Source organism: Mycobacterium sp. RTGN5 (genome assembly GCF_033804465.1).
GTDB lineage: Bacteria > Actinomycetota > Actinomycetes > Mycobacteriales > Mycobacteriaceae > Mycobacterium.
Genome location: NZ_JAPZLA010000001.1, coordinates 2,437,757 through 2,456,010, shown reverse-complemented (window position 1 = coordinate 2,456,010; position 18,254 = coordinate 2,437,757). Strand labels below are relative to the sequence as shown.

Genomic DNA, 18,254 nt, shown 5'->3' with positions numbered 1-18,254 from the left:
GTCGAACGACAGCGGAACTGATCGTCGAGTGCCTGGTGAACGAGGGCGTGACGCACGTCTTCGGCATTCCGGGCGAGGAGAACATCCGCTTGATCGAGGCGCTGTCGAGGTCACCGATCGAATACGTGCTGACCCGCCACGAGCAGGGTGCGTCGTTCATGGCCGAGGTCTACGGGCGGTTGACCGGGCGCGCGGGCGTGTGCTCGGCAACGCTGGGCCCCGGCGCCATCAATCTCCTGTTGGGCGTCGCGGATGCGATCACGAATTCCACGCCGTTAGTTGCCCTTTCGGCACAGGTCGGGATGGGGCGCAGTTACAAGGAATCGCATCAGGGCGTCGATCTGATCTCGATGTTCGCACCGGTTACGAAGTGGTCGGCGCTGGTCGCGACACCGTCGGCCGTGCCGGAGATGGTCCGCAAGGCGTTCAAGCTCGCCCAGACCGAGCGCCCCGGGGCGGTGTATCTCGCGGTGCCCGAGGACGTCGAGTCCGCCGCCGCACCGTCGGGGGCCTCTCCCCTGCCGATCAACGTCCCGCGTCCTGATGATCCGTCACTCGCCCAGGTGCAGCGGGCTGCCGAGATACTGCGCTCGGCACGCAATCCGATCGTGCTCGTCGGTCACGGAGCCGCGCGAAGCGGCGCGTCCGATGCGGTGCGCCGGTTTGCTGAATCCCTCGAGATCCCGGTCGCGACAACCTTTCACGCCAAGGGTGCGCTGCCCGATGACCATCCGCTGGCGCTCGGGGCGGTCGGCTTCATGCGCCATGACTACGTGAACTTCGGCTTCGACACCGCCGACGTGATCGTGGCCGCTGGCTACGAATTGCAGGAGTTCGACCCGATCCGCATCAATCCGCGCGGCGATGCCAAGATCATCCACATCCACCGCTTTCCCGCCGAAGTGGACTCCCACTACGACGTCGCGGTCGGCTTGCAGGCCGATATCGGACGCAGCCTTGATGCGCTGGCCGCAGCGGTGACGCGGGAGAATCCGTCCGCCCACGGTGGCGAACGGATCCGTGAGCTGCTCGCCGGCGAGCTCAACCGGGGACGCGACGACGACAGGTTCCCGCTCGCGCCGGCCCGCATCGTCGCCGACACGCGGGAGGCGTTGCAGCGCAACGATATCGTGCTGGTCGACACCGGTGCGCTGAAGATGTGGATGGCCAGGCTCTACCCGACCTATGAACCGAATACCTGTCTGATCTCCAACGGGCTCTCGACGATGGGCTGGTCGCTGCCCGGCGCCATCGCCGCCAAGATCGCGCAACCCGCCGCGAAGGTGCTCGTCGCCACCGGCGACGGGGCGTTCCTGATGAACTCCCAAGAGATCGAGACCGCGCTGCGGCTCGGCACCCCGATCGTGATCCTGATCTGGGTGGACGACGCCTACGGGCTTATCAGCTGGAAGATGGATCTGGAGATCGGCCACAACGTCGACACCCATTTCGGGAATCCTGACTTCGTGGCCTACGCCGAGAGTTTCGGCGCGACGGGCTACCGCATTTCGGCGGCCGACCAACTGCTGCCGACGTTGCGCCAGGCGCTTGCCGAGGACACGGTCAGCGTGATCGCATGCCCGGTCGACTATTCGGCCAACAGCGCACTGATCGCCTCGCTGGGTGAGCTGGACGAGTCGCTGTCCTGACGGACTCTTTACTTGTGTCGTTGCCGGGCATAGGTTTCGACGATGACTGACGCGTTCGTCCTCGGTGGAATACGCACACCGTTTGGACGTTATGGCGGCTCGCTGTCCCACCTGAGGGTCGATGATCTGCTGGGGATGACGATGCGGGGCGCCTGCGAGCACGTCGGGGTGGCCCTCGACCAGATCGAAGACATCATCGCCGGCTGCGTGAACTCGGCCCACGAGGGATTGGGCGACATTGCCCGGTGGGCTGCGCTGGCAGCGGGCTTCCCCGACAGCGTCCCCGGCGCCACCATCAACCGATTCTGCGGGTCGTCGGTCAGCGCGACGGTCAGCATCAGCCACGCGATCATGGCCGGCGACTTGAACATCGGAATCGCCTGCGGCGTCGAATCGATGTCACGGTCGGGTTGGGCCTACATGAAGGGGGACGCACCGTTCTCCCCGCGCGGCCCGGTCATCCTGCTCGACACGATGTGGGCCGGGGCCGGCGGTCCCCCGAATCCAGCCTTGTTGGCGCGCAACGCCTACATCTCGATGATCGAGACGGCGCAGAACGTGGCCGACCGGTACGGCCTGACGCGCGAGGAGATCGATGCGTTCGCCCTGCGGTCTCAGCAGCGGGCCGCGGCGGCCCGCGATTCCGGCCGGTTGGCCAAAGAGATCATGCCCGTGCCACTGCCGGCCACCAAGACGACTGCGGCGCGGGTATTCGAGCACGACGAGTTCATCCGCGACGACACCACCGCCGAACGGCTGGCCGCCCTGCCGGTCCAGTCCGGCACCACGCAGATGACGGCGGGCAATTCGTCGCCGCTGACCGATGGGGCCAGTGCGGTGGTGATCGCCTCCGGTGAGAAGGCAGCCGAGCTGGGCATCGAGCCGTTGGCCCGAGTGGTGTCGTCGGCGGTGTACGCGCTCGATCCGTTGGTGATGGGATTGGCACCGGCATGGGCGATTCCGTTGGCGCTCAAGCGCGCTGGCCTAAAGCCGGAGCAAGTCGACGTCTGGGAGATTCACGAGGCGTTCAGCGCCCAGGCACTGGGCGTGCTGCGCGAGCTGACCAACCAGCTCGACGGGTTCGTCGTCCCCGACGACAAGCTCAGCCCCAACGGCGGAGCGGTGGCCACCGGGCACCCGTTCGGCGCCTCAGGGACCCGCTACGTGCTGACCCTGGCGACCGAGCTGCGGGAGCGCAACGCGCGCTATGGGGTGACCGGGGTGTGCATCGGGTCGGGGCAGGGTGTCGCGCTGGTCCTGGAGAACCCGCAGGCACGGTGAGGTACGGATTCACGAGCCTGTCAACAAAGTAGACGTCGAGCGTTAACATACGACGCGTGATCCGGAAACAGACTCCGCGCGGCGCCACCGCGATGACGAAGCCGCGGTCCGCGACCGGTACCCGCACTGCCGAAAATGACCCAGCCATCGCGCCTGCCGTGCACGACGACGGTCAGGTCAGCCGATCGGTGATCCTGCAATCCGCACTGAGGATCGTAGACCGCGACGGCGCCGAGGGCTTGTCGATGCGCCGCCTCAGCGACGAGGTGGGCCGCGATCCCACGGTGATCTATCGGCATGTCACGAACAAGGCGGCAGTGCTCGATGGGATCGCCGAAATCGTGCTCGGACAGCTACGGGTGGACACGACAGATCCGGACTGGACGAGCCAGCTGCGCGTCGTGGCCCACGACTTCCGCCGGTTGGCACTCGCGCATCCAAATGCGGTGCCGCTGTTGGTGACTCGGCCACTTGCTACGCCGCTGGGGCGACGACCGTTGGGGATGCTGCGGCCACTAGAGCAGGTACTCGCGTTACTCACCTCGGCGGGCTTCAGCGGGGCAGACGCGCTGCACATCTACCGGGTGCTCTTCGGATACCTGCATGGCCACATCCTCACCGAGCTCCAGGAAGTCATCGAGCGACCGGAGGAGACCGACGATGTCTTGCGCCTGGGGCTACATCGGCTCGCGGTGACCGAGTTCCCACAGGTACGCGCGCTGGCGTCGGCGCTGGCGAACTATGACGGCGCCGCTGAACTCGACCGCGGCCTCGATCTCCTATTCTTGGGCCTGACCGCCACACTGGCACCGCCGGACCGACCCTGATACACGGGCGTGGAAGCGCGTGTCCCGCAACAATTAAGAGGCGGCGCATCGAACAGCGCGGGCCGTTCCGCTTAACCCTCGGGGCGCTCCGAAATCCATGTCAACATTGCATGTTTACAGCCAGTGTTAACGTTGTTGACAGCAGCATTGATGGAAGGTCTACTTGAGGTCCAGCACCAGGCTCGAAGGTCTCTGATGAGCCTTCGAAGTAAGTGGGAAAAATGAATAGCCGTCTCGATAATTTTTGGTGCGCATTCGCGAACCATCAGGACGCGGTGACACCCGTCCTCGGTCACGCGATTCGTGCGATGAGAACTGCTGCTGATGGCAAATAATCGCGTCATGAGGGGCAGCCGCCTCGGAGCGGTGAGCTACGAGACCGACCGCAACCATGACTTGGCGGCGCGTCATGTCGCTAGGTACCGCACAGGGACGGGCGAGGAGTTCGACATACCCTTCGCCCTTGACGCCGAAGTTCCCGACACCTGGCAGTGCCGCAACGGCTTGGAAGGCACCCTGCTCGACGCTGGCGGCCTAAAGGAACCCAAGAAGGTCAAGGTGCCGCGCACGCACTGGGACATGCTGCGGGAACGCCGCTCGATCGAGGAACTCGAGGTTCTGCTCAACGAACGCCTCGAGATCATCAAGTCCCGTCGCCGAGGCAACTAGGTTCGCGTCTCGGCCGGGAGTGAGGACCATCGACCGATACCGCGTCCTCTGACTGAAAGATCTGATCTGATGACTCAGAAGATTTGTTTTGATTGCTTCCATAATCTGTTCCCTGACAAGCCAATTCGGAAGATCACCCTCGGCCGGCAATGTGTTGTGTGCAAGGCGCAGACGGATCGCACAGAACAGATGATTCCTGTTGAGGACGAGGATATTCCACCGCCCGAGGGAATAACCCACGTACCGGGGCGAGTGCTACAGCAGACTTGATTGCAGGCTGCCGTTGTTCGCGCGCGCAGCGCCAGGCCAGGCGACCGCAGATCCATGGGGGTCGGAGCGTCATCGCGGATATCCGTGGGCGCCGCGCGGGGTCGGCAGGACACCCACGCGGCCATTTGAGGTCGTAACCGAGGTCGAGGGGCGCGACGTCCGCGCCCCCACCTCTACTAAGCTATAGAGCGCCAATGCCGTCGGGGCGCTTTGCTGGCGTGGTGCCCGATGCTCGTTGGTCGCGGCCGCGTGCCGCATGTGCTTGGAGGTTTTACCCATGCGTTCTTTCAGCGTGGCAGTGGTCGTCACGTTTGCCGCCATGTCCGTTTCGTCCGGGCTGGCAGCGGCGGCCCCAAAGGATTACTGCGCCGACCTCAAGGGCGGCAATACCGGCAGCACCTGTGAGATCCAGCTCTCCGACCCCGGGTACAGCGTCGACATCAGCATCCCGCTGGATTACCCCGACCAGAAGTCGGTCGCCGACTACATCTCCCAGACGCGTGATGCGTTCCTCAACACAGCCAAGTCCGGCGCGCCCCACAGCACGCCGTACGAGTTGAAAATCAAGCCGACGGAGTACAACTCGGCGGTCCCGCCGCGCGGCACGCAGGCCGTGGTGTTCACGGTGACCCAAAACGTCGGCGGCGCCCAGCCGCAGACGACGTACAAAGCGTTCAACTGGGACCAGAGCTACCGCAAGGCAATCACCTACACCGCCGCACCCGACGACAAGGAACATGCGCCGCTGTGGCGGGTGGACGATCCGCTGAAGACCGTCGCGCCCATCGTCCAGTCCGACCTGCAGCAGCAGCTCGCACCACCACCCCCGCCGCCGGCCGCGCCGCCTGCACAACCCGGACAGCCGGTTACGACCACACCGACCACCACGCCGCCACCTCCGCCGCCGCCGTTGCCGTTCGCGCCAGCCGCGCTGTACAACCCGGCCAACTATCAGAATTTCGCGGTGGTCAATGACGGGGTGATCTTCTTCTTCGACCAGGGCGTGTTGTTGCCCGCCTCAGCCGGGGCGCTGCACGTGCTGGTACCCCGGGCTGCGATCGATCCGATGATCGCCTAACACCGCGGCGGTTCTCGCCAGCACTTGCTCGTACCCGTTACGGTTGTGGGACAGAAGATTTGAGCTACGTCATATTTAAGCTACGTCGCGCCTCAACGAAATTCGTTACGTCTTGTCGACGCCGATTCATACTCGTTTAATTAACGATGACCGAAGTTGGGCTGCTTTGCGCCCGCGCTGGCCGCGGTGCCGCACACCATAGGTGTGCCCTCTGCGTTGGGCCCTACATGGTGGTCCCGGCTGGTATCGAACCAGCGACCTTCCGCGTGTGAGGCGGACGCTCTCCCACTGAGCTACGAGACCGTGGCGCACACACCGTTACGGTGGCGACCTCGCCGACCGGAACATTAGCATGACGCCGCCGTCCGGCCGGAATGCGCTCGTCGCAGTGCGTGACCCACGGGATTTGTGTGGCTTCGGTTGCGTCGACTATTGTCGTCCTTCGCACCGGGTGACGATCTCATCCGTGGCGCGCGGACGTGGCGCAGTTGGTAGCGCACAACCTTGCCAAGGTTGGGGTCGCGGGTTCGAATCCCGTCGTCCGCTCGAAGGTGCAAGTGGCATCAGACCCTACGGTGGAGTGGCCGAGTGGTGAGGCAACGGCCTGCAAAGCCGTGCACACGGGTTCGATTCCCGTCTCCACCTCCAAGATGTGCCCAGCGCGATTAGCTCAGCGGGAGAGCGCTTCCCTGACACGGAAGAGGTCACTGGTTCAATCCCAGTATCGCGCACCAGTGTTATTGCAGTTCAGAGTATGTTTCTAAGTCTCCGACCGGCGCTTGTGCCAAATACGTGCCAGATCGTCGGGGTGGGTATCTCGGATCGATTCGTCGAAACGAGAGGTAGCTAGCCATGGCCGCCACAACCACCACTCCCCTGATGTCGCACCGCCGGTAGGCGCCGAGCCCGCCGACGCCGACGACTGGCAGCCGGCCGAGAAGGGCAAGCCGGTATACCGCCTCGTGTGGTCCAAGCCGTTCGAACCTGACAGCGGCCTCGACATCCGGGTGGTCGTCGTGCAATTCGAGGACGGCACCATCGCCGACGGGGAAGACGATCCCGACGACGCGGCACTGGTCTATCTCGCCAACAGCGACTACCACCCCGAAGACGCCCGGGCTCTCGCTGCATCGATTATCCGGGCCGCCGATCTCGCCGACCAGTGGGCAGGGGTCAAGCGATGACCGCCGCGCAGGCCCACACCACACTGGCCGACCTGTCCACGGTCGAGCTCATGGACGAGGTGCTCAGGCGCGGCGTCCCGCTCGACGAAATCCTGGAACGGGTCGGCGTCAGCCTGGACCAGCTCCACGCCGAGGTCGGCGACGCCGCGATTGCGCGTTGGGCTGGCCGATGACCACCAACGCCAACACGAACACGACTGCGTTCGATGAGGTCATCGCCGCATGGCAGGAGAAGGTTCCCTGCGGATTTCGAGACAAAGGTTGCAAGCACCCCGCGCGGTGGTGGATCAATATGCACGGCTGCAAACGGCGCACGATCTGCACCTACCACTTCAATTTCTGGGTCAGGGAGTGTGAAGCCCAGCTCGACTACCTCGGCGGCATCGGCCGTTGCAAGGACTGCAAACAAGGCTTCGACGGAGCTAGAGCCTCGCCGCGAAGGGTTGCGATGTGGAGGCGTTGCTTTGCCGGGTAGTGGGTCATTGACGATGACCGAAGTCTTCGGACAGCGCCCCAGGGAAGGCATCCGATCGCATCTCCCAGTCGTCGGGTCCCAAGGATGTCAGTGCGCCACCTGTGCTCCTGACGCCCGACGTTGGTGCGGAACCCAGTTTGGAGGTCGGACCGGCGCTAGGGCTGGGCGTACCCGACTTGGTGGCGGTCTTTGTATCCGACTTGGTGCCCGACGTGGACGACGAGGATGTGGACGAGCTACCAGACGAGGACGACGCGCCGGTATCGGCGTTGCCCGGTGCCGCAACGGCAAGGGCAATCCCGCTGAGGGCGGCAAGCCCGAAGGTGAAGAGGGCGGCGGTGCTGGCGATGCGGGTCTTGGTCATGTGAGTTCCTTTTCTCGAAGCCACCTGGTGGGGCGGTTGAGAAAAGGATCGAGCGCGGACCTCAACGAAACCTCAATGCCGCTGACTGCCCGCAATGGCCTGTCGGTCTCGCCTGACCAGTGCGGAATGGGAGCCACTCCTATGTGGCGGGCGAAGGCGGCTTCGCTTTTGAATCGCTGGACGCCGGCGACTTCGGCGACGATCTTGGCGGCGGTCAGGTCCCCGCAGCCTTGCAGGGCGAGCAGAGCTGGGGCGGCCTCGCGGATGCGTTCGCCGATGCGGCGGGCCAGTACTTCGGCCTCGTCCGTGAGTCGTCCAACTCGTCGCGGGCGAGTTCCGCGAGTAGACCCTCCTGGGTATCCAGCCAGTCCTGCAACGATTTTCGCGGTTCCTTACATTCCCAGTTGATCGGTTTGGCCCAGCGAGAATCGAGTTGATGGACGCGATCCAAGAGGCGGTTGGTGGTCGCGACTCGCTGCCTGACTAAGTCTTCGCGGCGATCCACCAACAGCCGCAGCTCCATCGAGACAGGGTCATGAGATGCCACCGGTAACTCGGGTTCCCGCAGCACCACCCGTGCCACCGCCGGCGCATCGATCGGGTCGGACTTCCCGCGTTCCCGTGATGAGGCCCGCACCCGGCTCATCAGATGCGGGGCGACCCTGACCACTTGGTTCCCGGCTGCTAGAAGATCGCGCTCCAAACGTGCGGTCAAACCCCGGCAATCCTCCACACCCCACACCACATCAGTGCCGAATCGGCTACGCGCGCAACGCATCGCCTGGCCATGGGCTTCGCTGGTTGTGGCGACAGTCTTCTGGGCCAGCTTGCGCCCGCGTCCATCTACCCCGACCAGGGTGTGGGTGTTCTTGTGGGCGTCGACGCCAATAACCACAACCGCATCCATCTGCGTACGTCCCCAGCAGGAGCCCTCGACCGAACTACCTGTTGTCGGCATGCCTCCATATCAGCCAGACCCAAACCTGTTGGGCGGCAAGCGTCCAAGTAGCCAGACTTCAGGCAACAACGTGCCCCAGGCGCCCGTGACAATAGATTCATGAGCCAGCCCCACAATGAGGCGGCACCAGGTCAAAGAAGTCAGCCGGGAGAACTCCTGGAACAACTACTGGCGTGACCCACTGCGGACCCCAAGAAAACACGCGTCGTGCAACACAACGTGGAGGATTGCTACGCCCGGGCAGCGAGCAGTCGCGAATGATGGATTCGGTGCAATGCAGTGCGTGGTCGGTGACTCACAACGGCGCGACCGACGGCGGACGCCTGCCACGCAGCAAAATTGAACCGCCCGCCTGGCCGTCGGAAACGGGGGGATGATTCCGGCGGCCACCTTGGCGGGCGTCCTTTCCGACGGGGGGATGTCGGCAGGTAATACCCGTTGTACACGCAAATTCCGCCGCGTTTAGTTCCGCGGCCAATCGTTACCGAAGCGCTGCCAGATTGCAGATGTAGCTCCATCGCTCAGGCCACCTTCTCTGGCATCCACATCCTCTATAGCTCGACGGGTGGATGGCGTGATGACCACCACCGAGCCAGTACTCCACAAGTACGCCGGGCATTGCATCATCGGCTGAGGATGGCAGCAGCCCGTGGCCGAAGGGTCCGAACACCCTGAATACTTTTGGTTGTGTGGTGTTGGTTTTCCACCGTCTCGGATGTCGGGCCGTCGATTACCCCTTCACTGCCCTAGCCCGTGACATCGTGGCCTGATCCATGGCTGAAACAACTCCAGATGACATTTCTGACAGCTGTGACAACTTGTTCATCAGCATCTGCGTTTCGAACATGTCGGTAACGGTCAAGTCCTCGCCGTTGCTTTGGAGTGCACCTAACTTCGCCTTCACCGCCGCCCCCTGCTTAGAGATCGCGGAGCTTAAGGCCGCGCGGCTGTCGACGCTCGACGTGGGTGTTGAGCCCACTGTGGAGGTCGGACCGGCGGACGTGGCACCCGCGGCGGGCGACGAGGACTTAGCCGAGGTGCCCTGCGACGAGGACGTTCCCGACCCCGCGTGGTCTGCCGGGTCTGCCGCCGCGATCCCGTTGGCTAGGCCAAGGCCCGCCACACTCAGGGCGCCGGCGATGGCGGCCGATGCCGCGAGATTCTTGATGCTGGTGATTGCGGTCATGGCTTGAGTTCCTTTCCTCGGAGGCCCTGGTTGGGCTGTTGATAAAAGGATCGAGCGCGGACCTCAACGAAACCTCAATGCCGCTATCCGGTTTGCCCCGTAACCGACACGTCCCTAACCCGTACAGAATGGGAGAAACCCAGCGGGCCTCCCCTTGGGCGTGGTCTTGGGTCACCCCCGCCATCCTTCGAGGTGGCGGGCCGATATTTTTTGTTGTCTTGTGCGTTGTGTTTGGCCCAACGTGCCGACCTCAACGAACTGGCACCCGAGGGAATGGCTGGGGCGCGGACCTAACCCCGTCCACCGCGCGCGGTGGACTCCACAGTCTCGTTAAGCGCCCTCTGCAGCTGGGTCATAGTGTCGGTGATCTGTTGTAGGTAGAGGTTTTTGGCCTTGAGTTCGTCTGAGAGCTTGTCGTTGAGGTCTTTGGCTACAACGATTTGGTCGTCTAGGCGCTGCGTTTCCTCGAACATTGCTTCGCGGTCAGTCCAGTCAGTCCGGTTGTCAAGCGCTCGCTTCTGGTCTGCTAAATCCCTTAACTGCTGGCTGTTTTCATCGAGCTGCTTGCTGAGGCCTTCCAGCTGCGCCACCTGCGCTTCGTACGTTTCGCGGACACCCACGCTCTCGTTGGGCGAGGAGCCGACTTCGACCGCCGGGTAGCCGCTGGTCGAGGTGCGCCCGTCGGAGGGCTCCTGGCCGCTGCCGACGCTCTCTGATGGCGCGTCGCCGATTTTGACAGTCGGGCGGCTGGTTTTCGAGGTGCCGGAGGTTGTGGCAGAAGTGGTTGGGTTGTCGGCGGGTTCTTGGCCGCTGCCCGCTCCGGTGGTCGTCGAACCCGAAGACGTGGGAGTTGAGGAATCTGACTTTGAGGGCGTTCCCGATGACGTGTCATCAGCAGAAGCGGTGCCGGCCCCCAGGCCAACCGCAGCGAGGCCCAGCCCGGCGAGGATCGCGCCGGAGGCTGCGAGGCTCTTGATGGTGCTGATGGCGGTCATTTCGGGCCTTTCGGTTCTGGCCGGTTTCTCCGGGCGTGACATAACGCTATGGCCGCGGGGCATACCTGGGCGTCGGGCGAAAGATGCGTTTCCTGCACGCGCATGTAGTGCAAATGATGTAGGCGGGCCGGTTGCCGCAGGTAGACGAGCATTTCAGCGCACCCGCGCAGCGCCGGCCAGCACCGAACACAACGGAACGGTCGGCGGCCAGAAGAACGTCTCATTGCAGACCCGGCGCCCATGTGCGAGCCACGGCAACTCGCGCAGGTCGCCGACCATGGCTCGACGGTAGCCCGCGACTCAGACGCCCGCCATCCTTCGGGGTGGCGGGCCGAGGCGAGTTGAGGTTCCGTTGAGGTCCAAGCCTGATCCTTTCTTCAGCCAGCCACTTGGCCCCGAAGAAAGGACATCACATGATCAGGACCCGTCTCGCCGGAGCCGCCGCCCTCGTAGCCTTCGGGCTCGCCGCTGCCGGCGGCACAGTCCTCGCCGTTGCGGCGCCCGCCTCCGCCGACACCAGCACCACCTCTTCAACTAGCGCCTCCTCTGCCGGAAGCTCCTCCACCACCTCGAAGGGACCCAGTACGACGTCCACGTCAACCTCCGCGAACAGCACCTCCACCAGCACCTCCAAGACCGGCAGGCCGAATACAGCACCGCAGTCGGTCCAGAACAAGTTGGATGCGATGAAAGGCGCTACGGGAGAACAGGTGTCAGCAACAGACACGGTTAGAGTGCAACAGCGAGGGGATCAAGTGGCGCAAACATATGCGGCTGACGGATTGTCGGAGATAACTTCAGGCGCATCGCTGCTGATGAGTTCATCTTTGGCCAGTTCAGCCTTAGCGAGGAACGTAAAATAGTTTCAGGAAATCGAACCCCGCAGCTCGGCCGACTACGCCAGTAATGTCGGCAGAACCGGGAACAACGTCCTAGCGGCGTCGCACTGCCGTCGCAGCAACCACGGACTAACTTTTCTTCCCAAGCCGGGTCGAGTGCGCTACCGGATGCGCGGCAGGTGACGTGTTCGCGTGCCGCACTGCCGTTTTCTGTGGCCCCACCGCGGCCGCTCCCCCGGCGGCGAAGCCGTTGATGTTGATGCCGGGGCCCTGCTTCTTGATCGTCTGACCGGACTGCAGGATCGACCCCGCGATCGCGAACGGCCCGGGGTCGGCCACCACGACGTTGTGCTTGCCGAGGATGCCGAACGCACCGTTGAAGGAGCCCTGCGCCACGACTCTGTTGTCGATCCCCCCGACATTCACGCCGGCATTGAGGTTGCCGTTCAGTTCGACATAGTGACCGTTGGACGTCGTTCCGTCGCCGAAGAGGTTGACCGCAGCGTTGCCGAATCCCGAGGCCAACACCACACTGCCGATGGCGGCCGTGGTACCCAGCGAGACATTGAGTGCGAAATTGAAGCCCGGGTTGTTGGTACCACCGTTCAACCCGTTCGTGGCGGCATATCCGTTGGGACCCAATTGCGTGGCCATCCCGACGATCCCGGCGCTCGCGGCAGCCGAGTGGTCGCCCACCGCCGTCGCGAACGTCAGGACTCCGGCTGTGTAGGCGGCGGCTTGGGCACCCACCGCGAAGGCGGTCCCGAAGAGTCCGTCCGCATGTGCTTGGGCGCCAACGCCGATCGCGATCGCGAAACTCGTCGGATTGCTCGTGCAGGACGCGCTATTACCGAGCCCGAAGAACGACGCGCAGGTCGCCTGCGCGGTTGGGGTCGATCCCACCCCCGCGGTGGCCAGCACGCCGGCCGCGATCGCACCCACTACAACCCCGGTCAACTTGGCCACGGAAATCCTCCCTCAGCAGCAAGAATTCGCCGAGCGTAACCGCCTACATCAGTCAGCTGTGCCTTTTCCAGTGACTTGAGTGAACGTGCGATCCAGCCGCCCACCCATGCGATCCGTCCGGATCAGGTCGGCCTGCGGGGCCGCACCGATGTCGGCATCGATGCCCGCGGCGTAGGTGGCCGCCACCACTGCCGACCACACCGTCACCGCCTTCTTGACCTCCGGGTCATCCTCGCCAACACCTCGCTGCTGAGCGAGCGTGAGCCGCAACATCCTCTTGCGCCGATCCGAGATCATCTGCGCCACAACGGAATACTTCATCGCAACGATGCCCATCTGCTTCATCCGTCGCAACGGTACCGGCCCTTCACCGGCGATCGTCCGGCTCAACACCGTCTGGTGGGCGCAGCGCAGGGTCTGCACGAGATCTCCCGTCCGCGGCGCCGCGCCGAGTTCGTCGAAGACGGTGGCAAGCATGTCGTCGACGACGGCGAACACGAAGGACTCATTGTTCGGGAACGCTGCGGCCAGAGCATCGAGCTCGACGCCAGTTGCCGACGCGATATCGGCCAAGGTTGTCGCTCCGTATCCCTGGCTGACGAAGAGGTCGAGTGCGGTGTCCACGATCGCGTCGCGGTCCAACTCGGTCACGAAGCCTCCCAGGTCTGTGCCAATGGGGTGGATCGGCGCGCAATGTTTCCGCATGGAAGTTAGCAAAGTATTGACGCGAAGGATATTAACCAGCTCGACTCGCCGGGGACCACTTGTGATGACGTTGGCTACGCCACAGAAGCCAGGAACCCTAGACCCGCTCGGCCGTCACGTTCATCTCGACGGTGCCCTGGCACGCGCCGCTCGAGATCTGGGTGTGCATGGTGCCCGAAAGAGTCCCATCGGGTTGCGGCGTGTACCGCACGTCGGCTCGCGCCGGACTCCATTGGACCGTCCCGTCGGGCATCATGCAGTCCCATTGGAAATCGCTGGTTTGCGTCCACGACGAACCATCCCAGGTGAACCGAACAGGCTGCGGGACAGTCGGATTGGTCGGCGCAGGACCGCTTGTGATGGTGGCGGTGCACGTCCCGCTGGTACAGCTCGATTGGAATCCGTAGTTCTCGGTGTGCTGCTGCTCGGGCTGCCCGGCCGCCATGCTCGTTCCGGATTTTGGACCAACGATGAACGTGATCGCATACTCGCCGTTCCACGACGGAGAGTCGGCAGATGCAGTTGAGGGAACTGACACTGCGATCGCAAGCGCGGCGATACCCGTCATCACCATCATGTTGCGACGATCCCTGTGAGCCACGGCTCGATACTAGGGGCGACTTAAACAAGACCAATAGTCCCAGAACTCCCCCACCGCGCACCCGCCGCGTCGTACCGTGCCAAGCGTGACCGCCGCCACCGCCCAGCTGCCGTTCCTCCAGAGTCATCCCTTGCACTCCCCCGACCAACTGCTCGCCCTGCAGGGCGCAGGGCCGATCCACAAAGTCCTGACCGCCGTCGGCGACGAGGCCTGGCTAGTCACCGGCTACACCTTGGTGCGCCGGCTGATGGACGACGAACGCCTGGGCCGCACCCACCGCGACCCCGCGAACGCGCCGCGCAGCCGGACCTCGGCGTTATTCGGCGGCCCGATCGGCGATTTCGACTCCGAGCCCACCGACCACGCCCGGATGCGCCAGCTCCTGCAGCCACACTTCGGCCCCCGGCACATGCGCACCCTGCAGCCGAAAGTCGAGGGCCTGTGCACCGCGCTGCTCGACGACATCGAACGCCAGGGATCGCCGGCCGACTTGTTGACGAGCCTGGCTCAGCCGCTACCCATCCTGGTGATCTGCGATCTGCTCGGTGTGCCCTACGAGGACCGGGACCGCTTCCGGAGTTGGGTCGATGACGCCGCGTTCTCCCCGGACGACGACGTCTCGCTGAAGGGCCTCGAAAAGCTGCTCGGCTATGGCATGGAACTGGTCACCGCCAAGCGCGCGAACCCCGACGACGACGTCATCTCCCGGCTGTGCGACGAACCCGACCTCGCCGATTTCGAGATCGCCACCCTGGCGATGCAACTGCTGTTCGCCGGACACGAGACCACGGTGACGCAGATCTGGGTGGGCTCACTGCTGCTGCTCACCAACCCCGAGCAGTGGCAAGCCCTGCTCGCCGACCCCGACTTGATCCCCAAGGCCGCCGAGGAAATCCTGCGCGCCGGCATGACCGGTGGCGTCGGCGTCCCCCGGTACGCACGGGCCGACATCGACGCCGACGGTGTGACGATCCGGGCCGGCGACCTCGTCCTGCTGGATCCCGGCGCGGCCAATCACGACCCGGAGTTCTTCGCCAACCCCGACCGCCTCGACCTCACCCGCACCGGTGCGGCCCACGTCGGATTCGGCTACGGCCTGCATTACTGCGTCGGCGCTGCCCTGGCGCGCCTGGAACTCAAGACCGTCTACTCCCAGCTCATTCCCCGGTTCCCGACCCTGCAGCTCAGCGCTGACCCCGCGACGATGACGGCCGGTTTCCATTCCCTGTCCCACGGCCTGGTCGCACTGCCGGTGACCTGGTAGAGCTCGACTTACTTATTCGTCAATTTTTCTTTCGAAGTCGGCTTCCCGCCGACGCGGTTTGTCGTACATTTTTGACGGAGCTGCGAAAATTTCGACCGGTCGGGGTCCCGGTGATCAATCAAGCCGAAGCCTGACCGTCACAAGCGGGTCTCCAGGGGTGGGTTACGCGAAGTGGCCACCCCCTTGGGCCACCGGCCCCCCGCCCCTGGGGACCACTTGACGAATCGCTACAAGCTCACCTCGACGCCGCCCGACGCCGGCTCGCCGGCACCTGACGTCAGCACATCGCCCGACGCAAGGTCCGTGCGATCAAGACCGGAGAACAGCAGCCCGACGTTGTCCCCGGCCGCCGCCGAGTCCAGCTTCTTGCGGAAGCGTTCGATCGCCTCGACCTGGACGGCGCGCGCACCGTTGATCCGCACCTCGTCGCCGACCCGGACCTCCCCGGCCTCGACGTGACCCGTCGCGACCAGGCCGCGACCCTTGATGAAGAACACGTCCTGGACCGTCAGACGAAACATGTGCGGTAACGCTACCCGCTCTCCTCGGACCACAGACAGTTACCGCTGAGCACAATCGTGAACAGCTTGGGCAGCACGTCCAGTTGCAGCGGCTGGGCCGGCTGACCCTGCGAATGCACCAGGGGCGCAAGCACTCCCGCGCTCACCACAGTGACCTGATCGGCCGCGCACACCGTGTCCGGATCCAGCGGGGTGGCCGTCCACCGCCCCGAGCGCAGGTTGGGGTTGCGAAAACCCTGACCGTGCAAGGTGATCTCCGGGCCATAGCTCAGCCACCGGCTGCTCGGATCGAACGGCGTCACAACCGGCGCCCACCTGCCCGGCTGATCCGGTACGGCCTGGCACACCAGGAAGTCCGCGCCGCCGGGCAGTTGCGTCATCACGTCGCTGAATTCCTGCGGGCACGGCGCGCCCGCCTGCGGGACGGGAGCATCGGCATGCGCGGGCGCCGAGAATGCCACCGCGGCAGCCACCATCACCATCGGGGCGCCGCAACGACGCACGATTACCCGTACAGCTCGTCGATGTTGTCGTGGAAGTTCTCCACGACAGACTTGCGCTTGAGTTTCAGGCTCGGCGTCAAATCGCCTGCCTCGACTGTCAATTCACGGTCGATGATCGCGATCCGCTTCACCTGCTCCCAGCGGTTAAGATGCTTGTTGAGGGTCTCCACGTAGCCCTCGACCATCTTCTTGGTCTTTTCATCGCGTGCGACCTCATCGAACGGCTTGCCTTCCAAGCCATTTCGATCAGCCCATTCCCGGATCGATTCCCCGTCCAAGCTGACCAGAGCGACACAGTACGGCTTGCCTTCGCCGTAGACGATGATCTCGCTGGCGAACGGGCACAGCCCCTTGAACGACGCCGAGATCGCCGAGGGCGCCACATACTTGCCCTGCGAGGTCTTGAACATGTCCTTCTTGCGGTCGGTGATCCGCAGGTATCCCTCGGCGTCGAGCTCACCGATGTCGCCGGTGTGGAACCAGCCGTCACTGCTGATGGATTCAGCGGTGGCCTCGGGCAGGTCGTGATACCCGCTCATCACACCCGGACCCTTGAGCAGTACCTCGCCGTCGTCGGCGATCTTGACGTCGGTCTCGGGCAACGTCCAGCCCACCGTGCCGAACCGGTAGGCCTCCGGCCGATTCAGCGTCGACGCCGCCGACGTCTCGGTCAGCCCGTACCCCTCCAGAACCACGGTGCCCACCGCGTCGAACCACTGGGCGACGTCGCGGTCCAGCGCCGCCGATCCCGAGATGAAGAAGCGCAGCCGTCCGCCGAACCGCTGGCGAATGGTGGAGAACACCAGCCGGTCGGCGATCGCGCGCTGCAATGCCAGCCCCGCGCCGATCCGGTGGCCGGCCTGGTTGGCGCGGGATACCCGCAAGCCCACATCGATGGCCCAGTCGAAGAGACTCTTCTTGAAGCCGCCCTCTTCGGCGACCGTCTCGTTGATCCGGCCGTGCACCTTTTCGAAGATGCGCGGCACCGCGCCCATGAACGTCGGCTTGATGATCGCCAGGTTCTCGACGATCTTGTCGACCCGGCCGTCGATGACCGTCGGGAAGCCCATCACCAACGGCATCGCCAGCATCACCTTGCCGAACGAGTGGGCCAACGGCAGCCAGAGGTAGTTGAGGTCCTTGTCCGACAGCACATGCAGGGATTGCAGTGCGGCCGCAGTGTAGGTCCAGGCCTCGTGGTTGAGCCGCACACCCTTGGGCTTGCCGGTGGTGCCGGAGGTGTAGATCAACGTGGCCAGTTGACCGGGCGGGATCGCCTCGATCCGCTCGGTCACCGCGGCGGCATTGTCGGCCAGCAGCTGCTTGCCGAGTTGTTCGAGATCCTCGAGGGTGATCACCCAGTCGTCGTCGCTCGTGCCGTCGATGATCACCACCTTCTCGACGGCCGGCAGCTCGCTGCGGTTGGCGACCAGCTTGTCCACCTGGGACTGGTTCTCCGCCACCACAATCCGGCTACCGGAGTTGGCGACGATGAACGCGGTGTCCTCGGCGTTGGTGCTCGGATAGACCGTTGTGGTGGCCGCCCCGGCCGCCAGGATGCCGAAGTCGACGACCACCCACTCGTAGCGGGTTCCCGATGCCAGCGCGACCCGGTCCTCGGGATTGATCCCCAGCGACACCAACCCGGCGGCGATCAGCTCGACGCGATCTCCGACCTGCTGCCAGTTGACACTGGTCCAGCCGTCGTTGTCGGGATAGCGAAACGCTTCGCTGGTGGGCGTAGCCGCGACCCGATCAAGGAACATCCGGGGAACTGACGCCGCCCGGTTGTCGATCTTGCTCAGGTCCGGCTGCTCTTGGGATTTACGCAGGCCTGCCATGGCGCCGAGTTTATGGACTTTCGCCGCAATGCCGGTAGCAAATCGGGAAGCGGGCGGCGCGCCACGGCTGGGCCCGTC

At 64.4% G+C, this 18,254-nt stretch carries 20 protein-coding genes, 4 tRNA genes and 1 pseudogene; 12 read left to right on the top strand and 13 right to left on the bottom strand.

Features of this window, described 5'->3' with window-relative positions; translation table 11 throughout:
• Window positions 1–17: 17 nt before the first annotated feature.
• From SLQ31_RS11990 to SLQ31_RS11970, 5 genes are all read left to right on the top strand, one after another.
• Window positions 18–1,649: an acetolactate synthase large subunit gene (locus SLQ31_RS11990; protein WP_319433067.1), complete on the top strand. Its 1,632-nt coding sequence runs from the start codon at window positions 18–20 to the stop codon at window positions 1,647–1,649.
• A 42-nt stretch (window positions 1,650–1,691) separates the two neighbouring features.
• Complete coding sequence (locus tag SLQ31_RS11985; protein ID WP_319432514.1) at window positions 1,692–2,930, top strand: thiolase family protein; 1,239 nt, start codon at window positions 1,692–1,694, stop codon at window positions 2,928–2,930.
• Window positions 2,931–3,022: 92 nt separating this feature from the next.
• The gene (locus SLQ31_RS11980; RefSeq protein WP_413641967.1) at window positions 3,023–3,757 is read left to right on the top strand and encodes a TetR/AcrR family transcriptional regulator C-terminal domain-containing protein; all 735 of its coding nucleotides are present in this window, start codon (window positions 3,023–3,025) and stop codon (window positions 3,755–3,757) included.
• Window positions 3,758–4,081: 324 nt separating this feature from the next.
• Window positions 4,082–4,426, top strand: a complete 345-nt coding sequence (locus SLQ31_RS11975; RefSeq protein WP_319432510.1) for an RNA polymerase-binding protein RbpA — start codon at window positions 4,082–4,084, stop codon at window positions 4,424–4,426.
• Between the two features lie 547 nt (window positions 4,427–4,973).
• Window positions 4,974–5,774: an RsiV family protein gene (locus SLQ31_RS11970; protein WP_319432508.1), complete on the top strand. Its 801-nt coding sequence runs from the start codon at window positions 4,974–4,976 to the stop codon at window positions 5,772–5,774.
• Window positions 5,775–6,002: 228 nt separating this feature from the next.
• Here SLQ31_RS11970 and SLQ31_RS11965 read toward each other — a convergent pair.
• Window positions 6,003–6,077, bottom strand: a tRNA-Val gene (locus SLQ31_RS11965).
• 170 nt (window positions 6,078–6,247) lie between these two features.
• Here SLQ31_RS11965 and SLQ31_RS11960 point away from each other — a divergent pair.
• The 6 genes from SLQ31_RS11960 (at window position 6,248) to SLQ31_RS11935 (ending at window position 7,433) form a co-directional block, all read left to right on the top strand.
• Window positions 6,248–6,320 (top strand) — tRNA-Gly (locus tag SLQ31_RS11960).
• A gap of 28 nt (window positions 6,321–6,348) precedes the next feature.
• Window positions 6,349–6,422, top strand: a tRNA-Cys gene (locus tag SLQ31_RS11955).
• Window positions 6,423–6,433: 11 nt separating this feature from the next.
• Window positions 6,434–6,508 (top strand) — tRNA-Val (locus tag SLQ31_RS11950).
• A 45-nt stretch (window positions 6,509–6,553) separates the two neighbouring features.
• Window positions 6,554–6,958: a hypothetical protein gene (locus SLQ31_RS11945; protein ID WP_319432506.1), complete on the top strand. Its 405-nt coding sequence runs from the start codon at window positions 6,554–6,556 to the stop codon at window positions 6,956–6,958.
• On the top strand, window positions 6,955–7,131 hold the full coding sequence (locus tag SLQ31_RS11940; RefSeq protein ID WP_319432504.1) for a hypothetical protein: 177 nt from the start codon (window positions 6,955–6,957) through the stop codon (window positions 7,129–7,131). The genes SLQ31_RS11945 and SLQ31_RS11940 overlap by 4 nt, the downstream gene beginning before the upstream one ends.
• Window positions 7,128–7,433 carry a hypothetical protein gene (locus SLQ31_RS11935; protein ID WP_319432503.1) on the top strand — a complete coding sequence of 102 codons (306 nt, stop codon included), beginning with the start codon at window positions 7,128–7,130 and terminating at the stop codon, window positions 7,431–7,433. Before SLQ31_RS11940 ends, SLQ31_RS11935 begins: the two co-directional genes overlap by 4 nt.
• Window positions 7,434–7,437: 4 nt before the next feature.
• Here SLQ31_RS11935 and SLQ31_RS11930 read toward each other — a convergent pair whose 3' ends face one another.
• The 9 genes and pseudogenes from SLQ31_RS11930 to SLQ31_RS11890 all read right to left on the bottom strand — a co-directional run bounded on the left by SLQ31_RS11930 (window position 7,438) and on the right by SLQ31_RS11890 (window position 14,047).
• A complete protein-coding gene (locus SLQ31_RS11930) occupies window positions 7,438–7,797 on the bottom strand; it encodes a hypothetical protein (protein ID WP_319432501.1) in 360 nt (119 codons plus the stop codon).
• Window positions 7,798–7,847: 50 nt separating this feature from the next.
• Window positions 7,848–8,704 (bottom strand): annotated as a pseudogene (locus SLQ31_RS11925) (IS110 family transposase); the annotation flags it as partial.
• Between the two features lie 781 nt (window positions 8,705–9,485).
• Window positions 9,486–9,941 carry a DUF5407 family protein gene (locus SLQ31_RS11920; RefSeq protein ID WP_319432500.1) on the bottom strand — a complete coding sequence of 152 codons (456 nt, stop codon included), beginning with the start codon at window positions 9,939–9,941 and terminating at the stop codon, window positions 9,486–9,488.
• Window positions 9,942–10,231: 290 nt separating this feature from the next.
• Window positions 10,232–10,936, bottom strand: coding sequence for a hypothetical protein (locus SLQ31_RS11915; protein WP_319432498.1), 705 nt, complete (start codon window positions 10,934–10,936; stop codon window positions 10,232–10,234).
• Window positions 10,937–11,089: 153 nt separating this feature from the next.
• Window positions 11,090–11,215: a hypothetical protein gene (locus SLQ31_RS11910; protein ID WP_319432496.1), complete on the bottom strand. Its 126-nt coding sequence runs from the start codon at window positions 11,213–11,215 to the stop codon at window positions 11,090–11,092.
• A 130-nt stretch (window positions 11,216–11,345) separates the two neighbouring features.
• Window positions 11,346–11,663, bottom strand: coding sequence for a hypothetical protein (locus SLQ31_RS11905; RefSeq protein ID WP_319432494.1), 318 nt, complete (start codon window positions 11,661–11,663; stop codon window positions 11,346–11,348).
• A gap of 241 nt (window positions 11,664–11,904) precedes the next feature.
• Window positions 11,905–12,741, bottom strand: coding sequence for a hypothetical protein (locus SLQ31_RS11900; protein ID WP_319432492.1), 837 nt, complete (start codon window positions 12,739–12,741; stop codon window positions 11,905–11,907).
• A 48-nt stretch (window positions 12,742–12,789) separates the two neighbouring features.
• Entirely contained in the window at window positions 12,790–13,392 is a 603-nt protein-coding gene (locus SLQ31_RS11895) for a TetR/AcrR family transcriptional regulator (protein WP_319432490.1), read from the bottom strand.
• Between the two features lie 151 nt (window positions 13,393–13,543).
• A complete protein-coding gene (locus SLQ31_RS11890) occupies window positions 13,544–14,047 on the bottom strand; it encodes a hypothetical protein (RefSeq protein ID WP_319432488.1) in 504 nt (167 codons plus the stop codon).
• 130 nt (window positions 14,048–14,177) lie between these two features.
• On the opposite strand from SLQ31_RS11890, the gene SLQ31_RS11885 reads away from it, so the two are divergent.
• Window positions 14,178–15,311: a cytochrome P450 gene (locus SLQ31_RS11885; protein WP_413641965.1), complete on the top strand. Its 1,134-nt coding sequence runs from the start codon at window positions 14,178–14,180 to the stop codon at window positions 15,309–15,311.
• A 227-nt stretch (window positions 15,312–15,538) separates the two neighbouring features.
• Here the strand turns inward: SLQ31_RS11885 and SLQ31_RS11880 are convergent, their stop codons facing one another.
• Genes SLQ31_RS11880 through SLQ31_RS11870 form a run of 3 tightly spaced genes read right to left on the bottom strand, consistent with a single transcriptional unit; the run spans window position 15,539 to window position 18,176 of the window.
• Window positions 15,539–15,832: an EF-Tu/IF-2/RF-3 family GTPase gene (locus SLQ31_RS11880; protein WP_319432484.1), complete on the bottom strand. Its 294-nt coding sequence runs from the start codon at window positions 15,830–15,832 to the stop codon at window positions 15,539–15,541.
• A gap of 11 nt (window positions 15,833–15,843) precedes the next feature.
• Window positions 15,844–16,314 carry a hypothetical protein gene (locus SLQ31_RS11875; RefSeq protein ID WP_319432482.1) on the bottom strand — a complete coding sequence of 157 codons (471 nt, stop codon included), beginning with the start codon at window positions 16,312–16,314 and terminating at the stop codon, window positions 15,844–15,846.
• A 23-nt stretch (window positions 16,315–16,337) separates the two neighbouring features.
• Window positions 16,338–18,176 (bottom strand): long-chain fatty acid--CoA ligase, encoded by a 1,839-nt coding sequence (locus SLQ31_RS11870; protein ID WP_319432480.1) that lies wholly within the window; start codon window positions 18,174–18,176, stop codon window positions 16,338–16,340.
• Between the last annotated feature and the right edge of the window lie 78 nt (window positions 18,177–18,254).

Coding starts and splice junctions, on each gene's coding strand:
- SLQ31_RS11910 (WP_319432496.1), bottom strand. CDS start 11,215: ATGGTCGGCGACCTGCGCGAGTTGCCGTGGCTCGCACATGGGCGCCGG.
- SLQ31_RS11915 (WP_319432498.1), bottom strand. CDS start 10,936: ATGACCGCCATCAGCACCATCAAGAGCCTCGCAGCCTCCGGCGCGATC.
- SLQ31_RS11880 (WP_319432484.1), bottom strand. CDS start 15,832: ATGTTTCGTCTGACGGTCCAGGACGTGTTCTTCATCAAGGGTCGCGGC.
- SLQ31_RS11930 (WP_319432501.1), bottom strand. CDS start 7,797: ATGACCAAGACCCGCATCGCCAGCACCGCCGCCCTCTTCACCTTCGGG.
- SLQ31_RS11980 (WP_413641967.1), top strand. CDS start 3,023: ATGACGAAGCCGCGGTCCGCGACCGGTACCCGCACTGCCGAAAATGAC.
- SLQ31_RS11940 (WP_319432504.1), top strand. CDS start 6,955: ATGACCGCCGCGCAGGCCCACACCACACTGGCCGACCTGTCCACGGTC.
- SLQ31_RS11985 (WP_319432514.1), top strand. CDS start 1,692: ATGACTGACGCGTTCGTCCTCGGTGGAATACGCACACCGTTTGGACGT.
- SLQ31_RS11875 (WP_319432482.1), bottom strand. CDS start 16,314: ATGGTGATGGTGGCTGCCGCGGTGGCATTCTCGGCGCCCGCGCATGCC.
- SLQ31_RS11870 (WP_319432480.1), bottom strand. CDS start 18,176: ATGGCAGGCCTGCGTAAATCCCAAGAGCAGCCGGACCTGAGCAAGATC.
- SLQ31_RS11920 (WP_319432500.1), bottom strand. CDS start 9,941: ATGACCGCAATCACCAGCATCAAGAATCTCGCGGCATCGGCCGCCATC.
- SLQ31_RS11970 (WP_319432508.1), top strand. CDS start 4,974: ATGCGTTCTTTCAGCGTGGCAGTGGTCGTCACGTTTGCCGCCATGTCC.
- SLQ31_RS11975 (WP_319432510.1), top strand. CDS start 4,082: ATGGCAAATAATCGCGTCATGAGGGGCAGCCGCCTCGGAGCGGTGAGC.
- SLQ31_RS11935 (WP_319432503.1), top strand. CDS start 7,128: ATGACCACCAACGCCAACACGAACACGACTGCGTTCGATGAGGTCATC.